The 17,294-nt window shown below is 61.2% G+C and carries 17 protein-coding genes and 1 pseudogene; 5 read left to right on the forward strand and 13 right to left on the reverse strand.

The window, feature by feature from the left end:
* Nucleotides 1-5: 5 nt before the first annotated feature.
* The gene (locus GTQ41_RS15090; RefSeq protein WP_047293783.1) at nucleotides 6-485 is read right to left on the reverse strand and encodes a MerR family transcriptional regulator; all 480 of its coding nucleotides are present in this window, start codon (nucleotides 483-485) and stop codon (nucleotides 6-8) included.
* Between the two features lie 73 nt (nucleotides 486-558).
* On the reverse strand, nucleotides 559-1,254 hold the full coding sequence (locus tag GTQ41_RS15095) for a tRNA (adenine(22)-N(1))-methyltransferase TrmK (protein ID WP_047293780.1): 696 nt from the start codon (nucleotides 1,252-1,254) through the stop codon (nucleotides 559-561).
* Nucleotides 1,255-1,532: 278 nt separating this feature from the next.
* Between GTQ41_RS15095 and GTQ41_RS15100 the strand changes: the two genes are divergently transcribed.
* Complete coding sequence (locus GTQ41_RS15100; RefSeq protein WP_047293778.1) at nucleotides 1,533-2,231, forward strand: phytanoyl-CoA dioxygenase family protein; 699 nt, start codon at nucleotides 1,533-1,535, stop codon at nucleotides 2,229-2,231.
* A gap of 48 nt (nucleotides 2,232-2,279) precedes the next feature.
* On the forward strand, nucleotides 2,280-2,438 hold the full coding sequence (locus GTQ41_RS15105; RefSeq protein ID WP_080963266.1) for a DUF2986 domain-containing protein: 159 nt from the start codon (nucleotides 2,280-2,282) through the stop codon (nucleotides 2,436-2,438).
* Nucleotides 2,439-2,464: 26 nt separating this feature from the next.
* On the opposite strand, the gene GTQ41_RS15110 is transcribed toward GTQ41_RS15105, so the two are convergent.
* Nucleotides 2,465-3,193: a class I SAM-dependent methyltransferase gene (locus tag GTQ41_RS15110; protein WP_047293777.1), complete on the reverse strand. Its 729-nt coding sequence runs from the start codon at nucleotides 3,191-3,193 to the stop codon at nucleotides 2,465-2,467.
* 501 nt (nucleotides 3,194-3,694) lie between these two features.
* A complete protein-coding gene (locus GTQ41_RS15115) occupies nucleotides 3,695-5,038 on the reverse strand; it encodes a hypothetical protein (protein WP_155416809.1) in 1,344 nt (447 codons plus the stop codon).
* A 161-nt stretch (nucleotides 5,039-5,199) separates the two neighbouring features.
* Between GTQ41_RS15115 and GTQ41_RS15120 the strand changes: the two genes are divergently transcribed.
* Nucleotides 5,200-7,581, forward strand: coding sequence for a DUF3772 domain-containing protein (locus GTQ41_RS15120; RefSeq protein WP_217325300.1), 2,382 nt, complete (start codon nucleotides 5,200-5,202; stop codon nucleotides 7,579-7,581).
* Between the two features lie 198 nt (nucleotides 7,582-7,779).
* Here GTQ41_RS15120 and GTQ41_RS15125 read toward each other — a convergent pair.
* The 4 genes and pseudogenes from GTQ41_RS15125 to GTQ41_RS15140 form a co-directional block, all read right to left on the reverse strand.
* A pseudogene (locus tag GTQ41_RS15125) lies at nucleotides 7,780-7,944 on the reverse strand (ABC transporter permease); the annotation flags it as partial.
* Between the two features lie 84 nt (nucleotides 7,945-8,028).
* Nucleotides 8,029-8,964, reverse strand: a complete 936-nt coding sequence (locus GTQ41_RS15130; RefSeq protein ID WP_047293769.1) for a Gfo/Idh/MocA family protein — start codon at nucleotides 8,962-8,964, stop codon at nucleotides 8,029-8,031.
* Between the two features lie 200 nt (nucleotides 8,965-9,164).
* Entirely contained in the window at nucleotides 9,165-9,797 is a 633-nt protein-coding gene (gene ycaC / locus GTQ41_RS15135; protein WP_041074995.1) for an isochorismate family cysteine hydrolase YcaC, read from the reverse strand.
* A 158-nt stretch (nucleotides 9,798-9,955) separates the two neighbouring features.
* Entirely contained in the window at nucleotides 9,956-10,876 is a 921-nt protein-coding gene (locus GTQ41_RS15140; RefSeq protein WP_047293767.1) for a universal stress protein, read from the reverse strand.
* A gap of 259 nt (nucleotides 10,877-11,135) precedes the next feature.
* Here GTQ41_RS15140 and fnr point away from each other — a divergent pair, with 259 nt between their 5' ends.
* Nucleotides 11,136-11,879, forward strand: a complete 744-nt coding sequence (gene fnr / locus GTQ41_RS15145; RefSeq protein ID WP_047293765.1) for a fumarate/nitrate reduction transcriptional regulator Fnr — start codon at nucleotides 11,136-11,138, stop codon at nucleotides 11,877-11,879.
* 17 nt (nucleotides 11,880-11,896) lie between these two features.
* Here fnr and GTQ41_RS15150 read toward each other — a convergent pair whose 3' ends face one another.
* Nucleotides 11,897-12,811 carry a universal stress protein gene (locus GTQ41_RS15150; protein WP_047293763.1) on the reverse strand — a complete coding sequence of 305 codons (915 nt, stop codon included), beginning with the start codon at nucleotides 12,809-12,811 and terminating at the stop codon, nucleotides 11,897-11,899.
* 224 nt (nucleotides 12,812-13,035) lie between these two features.
* Here GTQ41_RS15150 and GTQ41_RS15155 point away from each other — a divergent pair, with 224 nt between their 5' ends.
* Nucleotides 13,036-13,599: a GNAT family N-acetyltransferase gene (locus tag GTQ41_RS15155; protein WP_041074987.1), complete on the forward strand. Its 564-nt coding sequence runs from the start codon at nucleotides 13,036-13,038 to the stop codon at nucleotides 13,597-13,599.
* Nucleotides 13,600-13,649: 50 nt separating this feature from the next.
* Here GTQ41_RS15155 and GTQ41_RS15160 read toward each other — a convergent pair whose 3' ends face one another.
* The 4 genes from GTQ41_RS15160 to GTQ41_RS15175 form a co-directional block, all read right to left on the reverse strand.
* Nucleotides 13,650-14,573, reverse strand: coding sequence for a universal stress protein (locus GTQ41_RS15160; protein WP_047293760.1), 924 nt, complete (start codon nucleotides 14,571-14,573; stop codon nucleotides 13,650-13,652).
* Nucleotides 14,574-14,689: 116 nt separating this feature from the next.
* Nucleotides 14,690-15,928 (reverse strand): DUF4010 domain-containing protein, encoded by a 1,239-nt coding sequence (locus GTQ41_RS15165; protein WP_047293758.1) that lies wholly within the window; start codon nucleotides 15,926-15,928, stop codon nucleotides 14,690-14,692.
* A 38-nt stretch (nucleotides 15,929-15,966) separates the two neighbouring features.
* A complete protein-coding gene (locus tag GTQ41_RS15170; RefSeq protein WP_047293756.1) occupies nucleotides 15,967-16,182 on the reverse strand; it encodes a hypothetical protein in 216 nt (71 codons plus the stop codon).
* 35 nt (nucleotides 16,183-16,217) lie between these two features.
* Complete coding sequence (locus GTQ41_RS15175) at nucleotides 16,218-17,291, reverse strand: NAD(P)-dependent alcohol dehydrogenase (RefSeq protein ID WP_047293755.1); 1,074 nt, start codon at nucleotides 17,289-17,291, stop codon at nucleotides 16,218-16,220.
* Nucleotides 17,292-17,294: the final 3 nt, after the last annotated feature.

Here is a 17,294-nt window from a genome sequence, read left to right on the forward strand (position 1 = left end):
GCCCGTCAGGCTCTGGATGCCTGACGGGCGTTGGTTTTTCTTGCCGCAGCTGCTGGCTGCTTGTCGGGCGCAGAAGCCACGCCTTCTTCGCACAGCCGTTGGATCAGCCTCTGCGCATTGTCCGCACACGCCATCCCCGCAGGTTTGCCCTCGATCCCTTTGATGACCAGCAGCAGTTGTTCCTTGTTCTGCGCCAGCCGTTGCTGCAGCACCTCGATTTCATCGACCTTTTGCTTCAAGCCACTGAGCAATTGGTCGTGCTGCCAACCGTTGGCATTCATCGGCATTAACTGACGGATTTCCTCCAGGGAAAAACCTGCCGCCTGCGCGCCGGTGATGATATGCAACACCCACTGTGTGTCGGGGGCGTAATCGCGATAGCCATTGGCTTTGCGCGCGACCGAAGTGATCAACCCGCTCGCTTCGTAGAAGCGGATGCGCGACGGCGCCAGTCCGCTGATTTTTGCCAGTTCACCGATTCTCATGTCCGACTCCGCAAGCACGTTAACCTTGAAGCTGACTTTAAACCTGAAGGAGCGCAAGCGCCAACACGGCAGATCAAGCCAGCAACTCAGTGATCCACTGAATCTGTCGCGAAATTTCTTCCAGTTTCTCCCCGGGCACTTCCTGGCGCGCCTGTTTGAAACTGGCCAGCGTTTTCTGTCTCTGCCGTAAGAGACGCTGCCATTTGGCGAGGAATGCCGGACTGCGCGCCTGCATCTGCAATGGGCCGAAGTACAACTGTCGGGCGCTGTAGCTCACCGGGGCACCGCGCTCGGCGACGATGATTTCGTAGAAGAAACGGTTTTCCTGCAGCACTTCCTCATCGAGGATGCGGTAACCGTTATCCATCAGCCACCGGCGCAGGGGTTGCTCGCCGCCGTTGGGTTGCAGGATCAGCCGTTCGTGGCCGCGCAAACGCGCCTTGCCGCTGTCGAGAATGTCACGAATCGTCTCGCCGCCCATGCCGCACAGGCTGATCGCGGTAATCCCGTCGGACGGCTCGATCGCCGCCAGGCCACTGGCCAGACGCACAGTGATGAACGGCTGAAGATCGTTGTCGCGCACCGTGCGCACCGCGGCATGGAACGGTGTCTGCGCTACCTCGCCGGCCACCGCCGCAACGATGGCGCCACGGCGCAACAGGGCCACCGGCAGATAGCCGTGATCCGAGCCGATATCCGCCAACCGCGCGCCAGCCGGTACATGCGCCGCCACCCGCTCCAGTCGCATGGACAATGTGTGTTCGTTCAACTGCCGCCCTCTTCCCCAGCCATCGCCGGCGCTGCTGGCCGGACAAGGGGCGCGACTCTAGCGGGCGGTGGCGGGTATTTCAAATCCGGACGCGCACGCCGGTGTGCCGACGTAGCCTCGATGCAGAGGCGCATGCGTCGGCTATCCTCATGGCAACCGGTCTACGAATCTGCGCGCAGCCCTGTCTCAAAACAACCCATGCACTCTTGGAAAAGATCAATCTTGAACACAGCCCTCGGCGCGCTGCTGACCAGCGATTTCCTGACGTTACCGAAGCCATGATCGAGCGCGAGCAGCTTCACCGGCAAGGTTACGCGCTGCTGCGCGATGCGATCCCGGGGAATTGGCTCGCCGACCTGCGCGCGATATTCGATGCGAATGTGCAAGCATCGGAACACTGGCCGGTACCGCGCGGCATGGACTGGCGCCATTCGCTGCTGGACCTGGATGCAACGGTGCAAGCGGTGTGTCGCCTGCCGCAGGTTCTGACGGTGGCAGGCGAGTTGATCGGCGAACGCTTCTTCCTGTCCCAGGTCGAGGGTCGCGAACCGCTTGCCGGCGGTGGCCATCAGCAACTGCACCGCGACTTGTCGATCCAGCGGCCCGGCGACATGGTCAACGCCATCGCCTTTTTCGATGACTACGGCCCCGACAACGGCGCCACGCGCATCGTCCCGGGCAGTCACCGACCTTCACCACAACAGCCACCATTCGACCCCAACGACGAGACTGCTGTCGTGCAGCTTTCAGGGACTGCGGGGGACATTTTGCTGTTTGACGTCGATCTGCTCCACGCGGGCAGTCGCAACGTGAATGGCGCACGTCGGCGCTCAATTCTGATCAACTATTGCGCGCAGGCGCTGTATAGGACGCAGCTGGAAACGGCGGGCTTGCGCGGTGTGCGAATGGACACCCGTGAGCAGTTTGATCCCGCATTACTGCAACAGGCTCGCCAAATGGCTGCGACCCGGATTTAATGCGCGCTTGATGGGCACATGCCCGGCTCCACTTCACCGAGTAGAAACATGAACCGCCAAAAGAAACTGCAGCAGTTGTTCAAGGAAAAGGCCAAAAAGGCCAGCGCCAAACTGGCGCCGAAAAAGCCCAAATACATCAGCAAGGCCGAGCGCGCAAAGATGGCTGCCGAAGCGGCGGCCGAACCGGTTGAGAGCAGCGAGAGCTGATTCTGCAATTCAGGTTTCGATCACACTCAGTCGGCTGAGACAGGCAGTCGGCACGCCAGCCACGCGCCCCAGAACAGACTGCTGAAGAAGCGCGTCGCCTGGCCAAATCCCGCCTTATGCAACAACGCCTGAACCGCTGCTTCGGAATGCGGCGGATCCGCGCCCTGCAGGATTTTCCCGAGCTTGGCGGCCACCTCCTCAGCACTCGCGCCTTGCTGCCGCCATCTCTGCCCCCACGCCTGCAGCAATAACGGTTGGCTGGCATAGGCGTAATGATTGCCCGCCACAATCAGCGGTGCGCCCGGTTTCAGCCGCGCCTGGACCGAGCACAGGATGTGTTGTTTGGGTTCATCACCCTTGAGGTGATGAAGCACACCGATCAATGTTGCCGCATCGAAGGATGGGGCGGCCGGCAAGTCATCGACATGCCCGAGATGCAGCTGCGTTCTGTGCAGTAATTCATGGGCCTGCAATTGCTGCGTCGCGGCGTCCAGCATGGGTGCCGAAGGATCGACAGCGGTGAAACGCCAGTCCGGCTCCAGCGCGGCCATTGCGATGATTTCCTGCGCCGTACCCCCCGCGCCCACCACCAGCACGTTTGCCGCCCGCGCCGGTCCGAGCGTGGCCGCCAACATGCAAGCCGCCAGATCGTGACAGGCGTCGTAACCGGCCAGTGCGATACGGCTCTGTCTGGCGTACTCGCTGGCGCGCGAGGTGTCGAATTTTGCTGCAGGGTTGGTCGAGGATGAGGCCACGATGATTCTCCTTGTCGTTGGGGCACGCTACGCCGGGAAACGAGACAAGAAAAATCGAATCATTTCATAGGCCACATTCCTGCCGGGAATAGGGCTCGGCTGTAGCTTATAACCGGTGAAATTCCCCGGTCATCCGCTGGAGTTCAGCAGGCTTGTGGAGCGGGTGGCGTTGTGATTGTCCGGGGGCAGTCAGATGCTGCGGCCATGATCAATCCGAATTGCCGTTTATTGTTGCAGCCGCTAGCCTCAGCAACAGCCAAAAGCACAAATCAGAGACCCGCATGACGCTACGCCCCGCCATCGAAGGTGACCAGACAACCCTCTTTGAGAAGCTCTATGAACGGCTGGGTTTTCGCAGGACTGGGGCGACGGACACGCATATCGAAATGTCGTGGACAGGCCATGACAGCCAGCAGCCGTGATCCGGATCCAACCGCATAACAGACCTTCCCCGATTCAACCTATCCGGGTTCGAGCGCTCATACCTGCCTGGCATCAACGTCATATCAGCCTGGCAATCGAACCTGTCGGCAAAGTCCCGTCCCTCTCAAGCGCAGTCAGTTTCGCGACAACTCGGGCACGCTCGCTTTCCGATGTTTCGCGGTCAGTAATCGAATAAGTCTGGCCATAGACCCATGCACGCAACTGCTCAAGCACGGAAGGTTCAGCAGGTGTGCGAGACAGCTGCTGCAACAGATACCCAGCCTGCGTCCATTTGGGCATCAGCTCGAGCAGCGCCTGACGTCGAGAGGCGGTCAGCGCTGGCCAGAGTGTTTCGAGCTGAGCGCTGAATGCGGACTCGATGACTTTCCACGGCTGCGGGCGCAGGCCGCGTACCCCGGCCTCGAACACCGGGCGTGACGGATCCGCGATCGCCACGATCAGTAAATCAGGCCTGCCCTCTCCTTCGAGGCTCAAGACCAGTGCCCGAACCTCGCCACTGTTTTGGCTGAGGGCTGCGTTCATCCACCCTTGCGGGATCGCCATGCCAAGCGACTGCGCCAACCCGAGTACGCCAAGCCAACGGGCTTTGGTAGCGGGAATCTCGCCTGCCAGTCGCGCTTGTAGTACCTGCAACGGGTCGACGCCATACTTTCTGGCGGCCCAGAGTGCAGTCGATCTTGCTGCAGACGATGGGTCGGTCAGAAAGTCTTCGATCATTCGTGTGCGATCCGTTTGCAACTCAATGGCTTGCAGAAACGACAGGCGCCTGAGAATGCTGCTGTTGCTGGCGAGTCCATAGGCAATGGCCTTCTGCGCCGTTGCCAAAGGCAGCGCCATTGCCCTGCCGAGCGCAGCCCGCCGCACACTGAAATCTGCATGATGAAGGCTCGCGACAAGAAACGCCTCCAGCTCATCTGCGCGCTTTGTCTGAGCGAGTACCCGGAAAAACAACCGCGTACAGGCGCCACGGCTGGTTTCGAAGGCAGCTGTGGTTTGCGCGAGGCATTCAGGTCTTGCCAGCAGCGCTTCAAGCTTTTGGATGGTAGCGCCGTGGTCTTCGCGTCGACGCTGCTCCAGGGCAAGGATGGCGGGAGTCTTGGCGATCAGCCAAGGGCCATACTCGGGGGTCAGGTAGTCTGCGAAAGCGTCTCTGGCCGCTGCGCGTACCTGCGGCACCCAGTCGTTGAGCCGCACGATAATGGACGCCAGCCGCTCAATCGACTGCGACGAGCGGATTTGCCGTAGACCGGCCTCCCGGTCGAATCCATCCCAGGACGTGACCAGCCACTTCCATTCACGCACTGGCAATACTTCTGGTGGATCTACTGGATCTACTGAGCGTTCGGTTTTTGCAGTGGTGGATGTTTTTCCGGTGAGTCTTTGCAACAAAACTTTCCACATGGAGCTGACTATCCCTGACGTCCGAACATTGGCGTGAGCCATAGCATGCCTGTCGCCGAGTTTTTTTGAAACGCATGCCCTGCTACCCGAAATTTTCCGCCGTGCCCGGTTCGATCACCTAACCTCATAGATTGTGTGATCAACGAGAACCGGCCCCTCCGATGCGCAACACATTGAAGTCATTGTTTTTTGTCGCGCTGACCGTGCTCGCTGCGGGCAGTTCGCTGCTGTACGCGGCGGATTTGCCGGCGCCCTCGGCGACCACTGCGGCGCCGCTGGTGGAGGTCTCGCAAAGTGATCTGCAAGCCTTGCAATTGCGTCTCGACGGACTGAAGCAGCAGATTTCCACCGCCAACAATTACAACCAGCTCGAAGGCCCGCAGGACCGGGTGCAGACGTTCATTCTGGATGTCGATCGGTTGTCCGCATCGTTGTTGCCGCAGCAGGCGCAACTGGCGGTGCAACTGGGGGTGCTCGGCGCCGCACCGGATACGCAGATTGCCGCCGAACAGGCGGAAATCGCCGCACAACGGGCGCAGCTCAACGAGCAAAAAAACAAGGTTGATGCCACGCTCAAAAGCCTTGCCGCGCTCAAACAAAGCGCAGCCGAGCTGATTACACAAATCGCCGGCATCCGCCGCACATTGCTCGAAAGCGAACTGACGCTGCGCACCGACAGCATTCTGAGCCCGGCCTTCTGGTCGCCGCTGGTGGTGCCGGAACCGGATGATCGTCAGCGCCTGAAGTTTTTCATCGATCAGGTGAACCTCACCTGGGCCACCGTCTGGGCCCCGGGGGAACGGTTTTTCACCTGTGTGCTGGTGCTGTTGGCGCTGGCTTTCTGGACGGTCGGTCGCCGACTCGCCGAGCGTGGCCTGACCTGGCTGTGCATCCACCGCATGCCGGAAGGTCGCCTGCGTCGCAGCGCGCTGGCCTTCGCCTCGGCGCTGGCGACCCTGGGCACCACAGCCATCGCCCTGCACCTGCTGTTCTACGCCTGCACCCGCCACGAACCGCTGACGCCAGTGCTGCAGACTTTTTCCGAAGAATTCGAAAAAGCCGTTTACGCCTGCGTCCTGATCACTGCGTTGAGCCGCGCACTGCTGTCGACCCAGCATCCTTCATGGCGGCTGCCGGCGATGGCCGACTCGGTAGCGCTGGCGTTGCGCCCGTATCCGAGGATTCTCGCCGCCACCCTGCTGGTGCTGGTGACGCTGGTGCAAGTCAGCAACGCCACCGGCATGAGCAGCCAGATCGTGATCGCCCAGCGCGGGGTGATCGCCATCGTGGTGATCGTGATTCTGGTGCCGTTGCTGTTGCGCGTCGGCAAAGTGCGCAAGGCGTTGATCAGCGCCAACGAACCGGAGGCCGCCAGCACGTTTGCCGGAGCGATCTACAGCATCGCCACGGTGTGCATGGGCGTGTCGGCGCTGGCCTTGCTCACCGGCTACGTGTCGCTGGCCCGCTTCATCACTTTTGAGCTGGTATGGGCCTATATCGTGCTGGCCGGGTTCTATTTACTGGTGCAGGTGGTCAAGGACGCCTGCGAGTACCTGTTCTCGCCGCGCTACTCGGCGGGCAAGACGCTCAAGCAGACTTTGGGCCTGGGCGACCGGCGGCTGGAACAGATCTCGATTGTGCTGTCCGGTGCCAGCCGCGCCGGGCTGTTGCTGCTGGCGGTCATCACTCTGTTCGTCGGCGGCATCGGCACCACGTTCGGGCAACTGACCAGCAATGTCCTGGGCATTCTCGGTGGTGCCGGCTTGCGCAAGCTGAACATCGTCCCTGCGCACCTGATCAATGCCGTGCTGGCGCTGCTGATCGGTATCTACCTGATCCGCGCCCTGCGCCGCTGGCTCGACAACGAATTCCTGCCCAAGACCGACATGGATCCGGGCATGTGCGCGTCGCTGAGCACGCTGTTTTCCAACATCGGTTATGCCACGGTCATCCTCCTGACGCTGTCGTCGCTGGGCGTGCGCTGGACCAATCTGGCGTGGATCGTCAGTGCATTGTCGGTGGGGATCGGTTTCGGTTTGCAGGAGATCGTCAAGAACTTCGTCTCCGGGCTGATCCTGCTCACCGAGCGCCCGGTGAAGGTCGGCGACCTGATCAGCATCAGCGGTGTCGAAGGCGATATCCGCCGGATCAACGTGCGCGCCACGGAAATCCAGCTCAGCGACCGCTCCATCGTGATCGTGCCCAACTCACAACTGATCTCGCAGAACCTGCGCAACGTCACCCTTGGCGGCAGCGCCCAGGGGGTGGCGAGCCTGGAGCTGATGTTCCCGCTGGACATCGACCCGGAACAGGTCAAGGAACTGCTGCTGAACACCTACCGCGAAAACGAAAACATCCTCGACAAGCCGGCGTCGTACGTGCGCTTCAGCAAACTCTCGCCCGATGGCATCACCTTGACGGTGACGGGCTATGTCGGCAGCCCACGGATCGTCGGCGGGACCAAGAGTGATCTGCTGTTCGAGATTCTCAAGCGGCTGGGGGATGCGGGGATTGCGCTGGCGAAACCGGCGTCGAGCCCGTGACCCCTAAAAGGTTTTGCGGTGTACACGGACTTGGTTACTGGCCGAGATTACTGTGGGAGCTGGCTTGCCAGCGATGGCGGTGCGTCAGTCTGCACGGGTGGTGGCTGACACGGCCCCATCGCTGGCAAGCCAGCTCCCACAGGGCTTTGTGGTGATTGCAGGATTGCGGGCAGGGAGCGAGCCTGCTCGCGAAGAGGCTCAGGCCGGCGCCCAGCGTCGGTGTAGCCAGCGCGCGAACGCATCCAGCGCAAAACCCAGTATGCCGATCAGCAGCACCATCGCCATCAGTTCCGAATACGCCAGACGATCACGCGTATCGAGGATGAAGTAGCCCAACCCGGCGCTGACCCCGAGCATCTCGCAGGACACAAATACCCTTTTTGCATTAGCTTAGGCCTGACGCTCAGGTTCGCTGACATCGCGCAACCGCTATCCCGCTTCAACCGATCAGCGTGCCGGGTCATAAAACGGCTCGACTGCCACCCGGCTGCCGACAAAGAAACTGTCCGCCACCAGCCGCAGTGGCTGCAGATCGACGTCGCTGGCCCGATCACCAATCAGTTGCCGGAAGTGTCGATACACCGCCGTGTACTCGCCCTCTTCCGACACCGCTTGGGGCACGCCATCGATACTCAGCAGCGCTCCGCCGTTGTCCAGACGCAGCACACCTTCGGCGCAGCGAATCTCGATGCTCCAGAGTTCGTCGTGACCGTGGTCGAAATCGAACTCGGCCTGCACGTCGAGTCTGCTGGCATCGGACATTTTGATCGACGCGGCAATCGGCGACTGGCAGTTGTCCGGTACACGCAGTTCGGCGGACTCGACAAACAGTGGCTGCGCGAGCAAACGGGTGACGATCGACAGGGCGTTGATGCCCGGATCGAAAACGCCCAGACCACCGGGTTGCCAGATCCACGTCTGACCGGGATGCCATTTGCGCACGTCTTCCTTCCAGTCGATCCGCACGCTTTGCAGCGTGCGACTGGCGAGCCAGTCGCGGGCGGCTTCAATACCGGGGGCGTAGCGCGAATGCCAGGCGAACAGCGCACTGACGTCCTGCTGCCGGGCTTGATTGACCAAAGCCAGCGCCTCGCCCAGCGTGGCGCACGGCGGTTTTTCCACCAACACATGTTTGCCGGCGGCCAGCGCCTGCTGCACCAGTGCGAATCGACCTTGCGGCGGCGTACAAAACGCAATCGCGTCCACCTCGGGGCCATGTTCCAGCAACTCGCTCAACGAGTGAAAGTTCTCCACCCCGGCACAGGGTTTACCTTGCGTGGCGACCGCCACCAGACGAAATCCGGGATCGGCGTTGATCGCCGGAACATGTTGATCCTGGGCAATCTTGCCGTAGCCCACCAGACCGAGACGGATCGGTTGCATCAGTGACTCCTGTTGTTGTCTTGTTGTCGTCAGCGAGTGCGCAGATTAGCCGTAAACGACTGGGAATACCCGGTGGTGGTGATCAAAAAAACTGCTGGTGCGCGCGTTCGGTCAGCGCAACGGGTAGCAACGCTGATGCAGCGGCGCAAACAAAGAAAGCCTGCTTTTCAGGGCAGGCTTTCACATTCACAACGCTGCAGTCACTTTTGCTGCGCGGTCAACGCCGAGTAACTGTTCATCAGGTTCCGGTAGTTCGGAATCCGCTGCGACAGCAGATTGCCCAGTCCTTCGATGTCGTTGCGCCAGTCGCGGTGCAGCTCACAGGCGACCGAGAACCAGTTCATCATTTGAGCGCCGGCCTGGGTCATGCGGTTCCAGGCGGCTTGCTGAACGGTGGTGTTGAACGTGCCGGAGGCGTCGGTGACGACGAATACGTCGAAGCCTTCGGCCAGTGCCGACAGGGTCGGGAATGCAACACAGACGTCGGTCACGACACCGGCAATGATGATCTGCTTGCGGCCGGTGGCCTTGATCGCCTTGACGAAGTCTTCGTTATCCCAGGCGTTGATCTGGCCTGGACGGGCGATGTACGGCGCGTCCGGGAACATTTCCTTCAGTTCCGGAACCAGCGGGCCGTTGGGGCCTTGTTCGAAACTGGTGGTGAGGATGGTCGGCAGGTTGAAGAATTTCGCCAGGTCGGCCAGCGCCAGCACGTTGTTCTTGAATTCGTTTGGCGAGAAATCCTGAACCAGAGAAATCAGACCGGTCTGGTGGTCGACCAGCAGGACTACGGCGTCGTCTTTGTTCAGGCGGTTGTAGGTTGCAGTGCTCATGTTTGATTCCCTTTTCTTGGTTGTGGTGGTTGGCGTTGCGTTGAACATGGGCACAGATTACTGACACCACCGAAACCGATAAATCGGTTGAAAAGCGTTTCACTGTCAACTCATAACGGACAATCTAATGGTCCGGATCGGCTTTGTCTGGTTGCTCCTCAATCCGCATCGGGTAAGGGTTTGGCGATCATCAAGCTGCACGGCGCCCGGTTGAGGACACTCTCGACCGTCGCGCCGATAAAGCCGTTGAGGCCCTGCTGGTAGGCAGTACCGAGCACCAGCAGGTCGAACGCGTTCTGGCGAGCGAACTGTTCGATCACTTTGTGCGGGATCCCGGTCATCTGGTGTCGGCGTTGAGTCTCGATTGCGTAACGCTCGGCCAGCGCATCAAACGCCTCTTGCTGGGTGTCGTTGATCGCCTCGCACAGGCTGTGATCCAGACTCAGGGTCGGCACGCTCATCGCCGCATCGCCCAGCACCGACCAGTTGCTGACGTTGAGCAGGTGCAACTCGGCGTCGCAAGCGCTTGCCAGCGTGGCGGCCAGATCGAGGATGCGGTCGTTGAGGCCTTGGGTCAGAGCCTCCAGATGCGACAGATCGACGGCGGCGAGCATTTTCAGCGGCAAAGGATGACGGGCTTCGGTGACCAGATGCACCGGGGCCGGACAGTCGCGCAGCAACAGCCAGTCCAGCGGTCGATGGAATGCCCGATTCAGCGCCGGAACATGATGGGTATCCTTGATCACCAGATCGGCTCGATAGTCATTGATGTACTCCAGCAGATGCGCCGGCGTGGCCCTGGCCCAGACCACTTCGCTGCTGACCTGCACGCCGCAGCCGGTGTGGAACCGGGCCTGTTGCTCCAGCCAGTGCCGGTGCACTTGCAAATAACCCTCGCGTGCCTGGGCCATCGCATCGTGATCAAACAGACCGGCCACCGCCAGCGCCTGCACATAATCGAACGCCACGATGTGCAGCGCCGCACCGGTTGCCTGGGCCAGAGCCATCGCGCGATCGAAGGCCGGGGTGCGAACCATTTCGGCAGGCGCGATCAACAGCATTCGCTTGAATCTGAGCATACGAACCTCATCCTGGCAGTGCGGTACTGGCCTGAGGGCCAGCCTGACATCCCTGTCGATCGAGTAGTGACCATTTGCCCGGCCAGTATCCGACGGTGCCTTGCGAGGGTTCTGATTTTTATCAAGCAATGGCGCAGCTGCGTTCCCCGCACTGCGCTTTCGTCCGTTCGTCAGCTGGCGCAGGCGGTTGTTAAATGAAATCGATGTCCGTATGCGGGGCACCTATGCTTAACCCACCCCCAACCGCGTGAACCCTCCCATGTCCGAAAAACTTGCTTTGCCGGTGCACCACCTCAAAACCGCGTGCTCCAACTGCAGTGTGCTGGAGTTGTGTCTGCCGATCGGCATGAGCGGTGCAGAAGTCGAGCGCCTGGACACGCTGATCGTGCAACGGGTCAAGGTCAAAAAGGGGGCCGCGCTGTACCGCACGGGCGATCCGCTGCGCTCGTTGTATGCCGTGCGAATCGGCTCGTTCAAGACCAGCATGCTGTCGGTGGACGGCCGTGAACAGGTCACCGGTTTCCACATCCCCGGCGAGATGCTCGGGCTGGACGCCATCAGCGCCGACGAGCATGCCTGCAATGCCTTTGCCCTGGAGGACAGCGAGGTCTGTCCGATCCACTTTGCGCAGCTGGAAAAACTGGCGCAGAACCTGCCGTCACTGCAGCACAACCTCAATCGGTTGCTGAGCCGTGAAATCGTTCGCGACCACAGCATGTTGATGCTCATGGGCAACATGAACTCGGATGAGCGGCTGGCGGCGTTTCTGCTCAACCTGTCACAACGCTTGAGCCTGCGCGGTTACTCGGCGAAGGATTTCGTGCTGAAAATGCGCCGTGAGGAAATCGGCTCCTTTCTCGGGATGCGTCTGGAAACCATCTGCCGGGGCATCGCTCACCTGCGGGATCAGGGGCTGGTGGAAATCAGCGGCCGCGACGTGCGGATCCAGAACATGGACGGCCTCAAGCAATTGGTTGCCGGCTGCCACCGCTCGCCGCGCTGAGGCTGGCCCCCGGCCGGTCAATCGCTGGGGCCCCGTTGCCTGACCGCCAGAATGCTGCCCGGCACCGAGTACAGTGCCCGCTCGGTGTTGCTGCCGATCAACCGGTCAACGCCGACCCGATGCACCGTGCCCATCACCACCACGTCAGCCAGGTACTGCTCGACAAACTCACTGATCACCGGCACCGGCAAGCCCATGGCGAAATGCCGACGTTCCGGGGGTACGCCATGACGATCGGCCAGGGTCACAAAAGCCTGATGCAGCGACTCACGCAGTTCTTCGACAAAGTTGCCGTTCCAGCCACCGGTTACCAACGGTGCGTCACCGTTGAATGCCGCCGACAGGTCATAGGCGTACAACAAGTGCAACGGCGCGTCACATTGCAAGGCCAGGGCGTTGGCCGTCTGGATGATGGTGTCGTTCAAGCCGTTGATCTGCGTGGCCGGATCGAACGGATCCACCGCCGCGACCACTCGATGCGGTAATGCGTAGCGAATCTGATTGACCAGGTGCACCGGCACCGGGCTTTCACGCAGCAAGTGACAATCGAGTGGCGTGATGAATACCCGTTTCAGCACTGGCTCCAGCGCCACATCCTTGATCAGCAGATCGGGCTTGAGTGCCTGCACGGTCCTGAGAATTTCCAGCAACGGGTGCGTGGTGAACACCACGTCGACGGTGACCTTCAGGCCATGGCCGTTGAGCCGTTCGACCTCATCGGCGATCCAGCGGCGGTAGCGCCGCAAATAGCGCTGAGCGTCGACTTCGTCGATTCTTTCTTCCCACAGATGCGCAACCGGCACCGGTTCGACAAAGGCCCGTACGTCCAGCGCCGCCCCGCTCGCCTTGGCCAGCGCCATGGCGCGCAGCATGGCGGGTGACTGATGCAGGGTCTGGTCGGCGACCAGCAGCAAACGTTGATATTGCCCCATCACACACCTCCGCTCGGCACCGGCGTTGCACGACCGGCAAGGTTCCAGCCTGCGCTCGCGGCCCACTGCCCGACGTTGATTTAAATCAACCAACGGCCATTGAGTGACGCGTTCGCGTGTGTCTGATCCAGATCAGATGCTGGCCTCGGCGACGGCGTAAAACCATCAAAAACAACCGTTGCTCAACCCGCGTCAGCCTTTCAAACCGGATGGAGGATTACCCCATGCTTACAGTCAAAGACCACAACGATCGAGCCGTGGCGGCCTACGCCGCAGTCTCCGGGCAACACTGGATCGAGGCCGTCAAGGATGGGCGTCATGTGTTGATCCGTCCGTTGGCGGAAAAGGATCGCGAGCGTGAATACGCGTTCATCAAACGCCTGTCGCCCGAGTCCCGGCACATGCGTTTTCTGGCGCAGATCAGCGAGCCCGGCCCGGCAATGCTCGACCAACTGATGGACACCGATAACCGGCAGCGCACGGCGTTCATCGCGCTGGTGCATGAAAACGGCCAGTTGATCGAAATCGGCATCAGCCGTTATGCCGCCACCGGCGAGCATGAATGCGAATGCGCCGTCACCGTTGCCGATGAATGGCAACACCTGGGCCTGGGGACGCTGTTGATGGAGCATCTGATCAAGGCTGCACGCCAGAACGGCTTCCGCCAGATGTATTCGGTCGACGTTGCCAGCAACGAACCGATGCGCGAACTGGCGCGGGCGCTGAAGTTCGAAACCCACCACGATCCTGAAGACAGCCGTCAGGTCATACACCGTCTTCACCTGTAAAAAATCGCCCGGTGCCGAGTCTGCAAAACGACTCGGCACCGGGCGATTCTTCACGATTGCAAGGTATGTCCCGGTTTGATCGCCAGCACACTGCACGGCGCGCGATGCAGGATCTGTTCGGCGGTGGTGCCCAACAACTTGTTCAAACCGTGGTGCTGCACCGTGCCCAACACGATCACCTCAATGTGATGTTCGGCGGCAAACTCGCAAATGCTCGGCACCGGTGGTCCCTCGACAAAATGTCGGCAGGTCGGCGGTACACCGTGGCGTTCGGCCAGGGCGGCAAATGCCTCCTGTTGCGCATTGCCCAGTGACTCATAGATGCCGGTGGCCAGTGGCAAAGCGCCGTAGCCCATGTCCGTGGCATACACCGCCGCCCAGTCGTAGACATGCAGCAACTCAAGCCTGGCATCACACTGCTCGGCCAGGCGCACCGCAGCGTCGACAATCTGATCATTGAACAGCAAGTCCTGATCTTCACTGCGCAGTACATCAATGATCGCCAGCACACTGCGTGGCCTTGGATGCACGTCATCGGTGACCAGATGCACCGGCACCGGGCAGTCGCGCAGCAGTTGCCAATCCAGCGGGGTGTAAAACACCCGCTTCAACGCCGACTCCTGCTGCGCATCCTTGATGATCAGCGCCAACGGCATTTCGTTGACGAACTGCAGGACTTCTTCGTAAGGATGTTGCACCCAGACCACCTCACTGGTGACCTGGATGCCATGCCGTTCGAGCAATTTGCCCTGCTCGGCCAGCCACTGGCGATGCGTGCGCAAATAACCGTCCCGGGCCAGACGGATTTGTTCAGGGGCGAACAGGCCCGCCACCGCCAGCGCCTGCAGGTAATCGAAGGCGACGATGTGCAACGGTAACTGCATGGCGACGGCCAACGCGGCGGCACGCTCGAACGCCGGGGTGTGGCTCATGGTAGGGGGAGCAATCAACAACAAGCGTTGGGTCTGCGACATGGGGCACCTCGGCACGGCGGCCATCGGGATCGAGTGAACAGATCTCCAGATTGCCCGCTCCTGCTGCCGACGAGTTGATCTTGATCAGCTCTGCCTCAAACCCGCGCCGCCGGATTTCAGTGCCACAAAGTGCCGGCCCACATCGCCAGTGTCAGTAACACTTGCCCGGGGATGACAATCGCCGCGAAACGCCTGCCGCCGCTGACCCAGGCCACCACGCATTTGCTTAACGAGTTGCTGCTGATCGCAATCAGCGCCGGAGCGACAATCGCCTCCACCGGTAACAGACCGGCCTTGGCCAACCCGGCGATCGAGGCGGTAGACGCGTGCGCATCGGCGAAACCGCTGAAGGTGGCGGTGAGCATCACGCCCATTTGGCCGAATTGACTGAGCATGGCCGATGACACAAGGGTGATCGCGGTCATGGTCAACGCAACGATCAAGGCCAGTTTCAAATTGAATGCACCGCCTATCGACAGCGTCTTTTCAGTTCCTCTGGCGGGTCGGGGAAGCATCAGACAAGCACTGTAGATCAGCGTCGCCACGCTGCCGCAGACTAACGGCAGCCACATGTTGCGCAACAAGGCTGGATCGACGGTGGCGAGAATCAGCCCGGTCTGAACCATGGTCGCCAGATTGGACAGCAGCGCTGCCGCGCTGAGGATTCGCAGATTCGCCGGCTCCCGGGCGAGCCGATGGCCCATCGTCGCAATGGTCACGGTGCTGGAGGCGAAGCCGGAGGCGATGGCGCTGAGGACGTAGCCGTAACGAATGCCCAGCGTACGAACGGCAATGTGCCCGCCGGCGCCCACCAGCATCAGTAATACCGTCAAGGTGCAAATGGTGCGCAGATTGAGCGCGGCGTACGGTCCGATGTAGCGATCCGGTGTCAACGGCAACACCACCAATGCGGTTATCAGCAAGATCAGGCCATCGCGCATTTCGGTTTCGCTCAACTGCGTGATCGCGAAGTCATGCAGCTTTTCCCGATACGTCAGCAAACCCGCCACCACCACGCCAATCGCCACCGCCAGTTCGGGTGAGCGTGTGCACAACGCGCCCAATATGAGCACGATGATCAGCGCCACTTCGCTGGTCACGCCGGGGTCGTCATCGCGCCCGCGCCAATAGGCGACGGTGATCAGCAAGGTCAAACCGATCGCGACAATCCCCACCAACAGCGCCGCCCCCACCACCATCGCGGCGTAGCCCAGCAACGCGCTGATCGCGAAGGTGCGCAAACCTGCGCTGCCTCGACGCTCACCCGTGCCCTTGTGCCGTTCGCGCTCAAGACCGATGAGCATGCCGATGCCCAAGGCAGCCGCCGCCCCCGTCATGCCCAGGGATTCATTCATCGTCGATTTGCCCTGCCTTACCCCTGCGCGGATCGAATTCAGCCCGCAACAGCCTTCACGGTTCTGGCCGGCGCGGGTGGGGTAAATATTTGACGCTCAGTTGCGTGTGGCCAGGGATGCGGCGCGTCGATACGGGCCTGGAGCCGGCTGACAAAAGCCTGCGCCTCCTGCAATTGATTGAAGTACACGCGACAATCATCCAGCGACACCACCCAGCCATGCGGCGCCGCCGTTGCACTGATATCAATGTTCATCGAAAAGCCTCCGTCGAATCGGAAAAGGCCCTTGTTCAAGGGGTAATCGCCACCTTCATGACCCCGTCGCGCTGATGCGCAAACAGCTCATACGCCGCCTCGATGTCATCGAGTTTGAAGCGATGGGTCACCAGCGGCGACAGATCCACCGCGCCGCTTTGCACCACCGCCATCAAGCGGCGCATGCGTTCCTTGCCACCGGGGCACAGGGTCGAGACGATGCTGTAATCACCCAGCCCGGCGGCAAAGGCATTGAGCGGAATGTGCAGGTCGCTGGAGTACACTCCCAGGCTCGACAAGCGACCACCGGGACGCAGCACCCGCAAGGCCGATTCGAACGTACCTTGGGTGCCCAGCGCTTCGATGGACACGTCGACACCACGGCCATCGGTCAACGCCATGATCTGCTCGACCACGTCGCCATCCTTGAAGTTGACCACATGGGTCGCGCCCAGTCGGCGGGCGACGCTCATACGTTCGGGCACGGCATCGACGCCGATGATCGTGGTGGCGCCCTTGAGGCGCGCCCCCGCTACCGCACACAAGCCGATCGGCCCGAGGGCAAAGACCGCGACGCTGTCGCCGATGTTGATCTCCCCGCGCTCCGCCCCGGAAAAACCGGTGGACATGATGTCCGGGCACATCAGCACCTGTTCGTCGCTCAAGCCGTCGGGGATCGGGCACAGATTGGCCAGGGCGTCCGGCACCAGCACGTATTCGGCCTGGCAGCCGTCAATGGTGTTGCCGAACTTCCAGCCGCCAATCGCCTTGAAGCCGTGACGGGTGTCCGGGCCGTCCTGCGAGCCGCAACCGCACAGGCAGGCGTAACTTTGGCCGCTGGGCGTGATAGCCCCGGCGATCACCCGTTGACCCTCGACGAAACCACGCATCTGCGAACCCAGCCGCTCGATGACGCCCACCGGCTCATGACCGATGGTAAGCCCTTTGGCCACCGGGTATTCGCCGCGCAGGATATGCACGTCGGTGCCGCAGATTGTCGTGGTGGTGACGCGCACCAGCGCATCCAGTGGCCCGACTTGCGGAATCGGCTTGTCGTCGAGCACGATGCGGTTCTTTTCGACGAAGATCGCTGCTTTCATCATGGTCATGAT

It is taken from the genome of Pseudomonas sp. AN-B15, assembly GCF_019056475.1.
Lineage (GTDB): Bacteria > Pseudomonadota > Gammaproteobacteria > Pseudomonadales > Pseudomonadaceae > Aquipseudomonas > Aquipseudomonas parakoreensis.

Coding starts and splice junctions, on each gene's coding strand:
- fnr (WP_047293765.1), top strand. CDS start 11,136: ATGTCCGAAAAACTTGCTTTGCCGGTGCACCACCTCAAAACCGCGTGC.
- GTQ41_RS15130 (WP_047293769.1), bottom strand. CDS start 8,964: ATGCAACCGATCCGTCTCGGTCTGGTGGGCTACGGCAAGATTGCCCAG.
- GTQ41_RS15150 (WP_047293763.1), bottom strand. CDS start 12,811: ATGGGGCAATATCAACGTTTGCTGCTGGTCGCCGACCAGACCCTGCAT.
- GTQ41_RS15115 (WP_155416809.1), bottom strand. CDS start 5,038: ATGTGGAAAGTTTTGTTGCAAAGACTCACCGGAAAAACATCCACCACT.
- GTQ41_RS15160 (WP_047293760.1), bottom strand. CDS start 14,573: ATGTCGCAGACCCAACGCTTGTTGTTGATTGCTCCCCCTACCATGAGC.
- GTQ41_RS15105 (WP_080963266.1), top strand. CDS start 2,280: ATGAACCGCCAAAAGAAACTGCAGCAGTTGTTCAAGGAAAAGGCCAAA.
- GTQ41_RS15170 (WP_047293756.1), bottom strand. CDS start 16,182: ATGAACATTGATATCAGTGCAACGGCGGCGCCGCATGGCTGGGTGGTG.
- GTQ41_RS15140 (WP_047293767.1), bottom strand. CDS start 10,876: ATGCTCAGATTCAAGCGAATGCTGTTGATCGCGCCTGCCGAAATGGTT.
- GTQ41_RS15100 (WP_047293778.1), top strand. CDS start 1,533: ATGATCGAGCGCGAGCAGCTTCACCGGCAAGGTTACGCGCTGCTGCGC.
- GTQ41_RS15165 (WP_047293758.1), bottom strand. CDS start 15,928: ATGAATGAATCCCTGGGCATGACGGGGGCGGCGGCTGCCTTGGGCATC.
- GTQ41_RS15120 (WP_217325300.1), top strand. CDS start 5,200: ATGCGCAACACATTGAAGTCATTGTTTTTTGTCGCGCTGACCGTGCTC.
- GTQ41_RS15090 (WP_047293783.1), bottom strand. CDS start 485: ATGAGAATCGGTGAACTGGCAAAAATCAGCGGACTGGCGCCGTCGCGC.
- ycaC (WP_041074995.1), bottom strand. CDS start 9,797: ATGAGCACTGCAACCTACAACCGCCTGAACAAAGACGACGCCGTAGTC.
- GTQ41_RS15175 (WP_047293755.1), bottom strand. CDS start 17,291: ATGACCATGATGAAAGCAGCGATCTTCGTCGAAAAGAACCGCATCGTG.
- GTQ41_RS15155 (WP_041074987.1), top strand. CDS start 13,036: ATGCTTACAGTCAAAGACCACAACGATCGAGCCGTGGCGGCCTACGCC.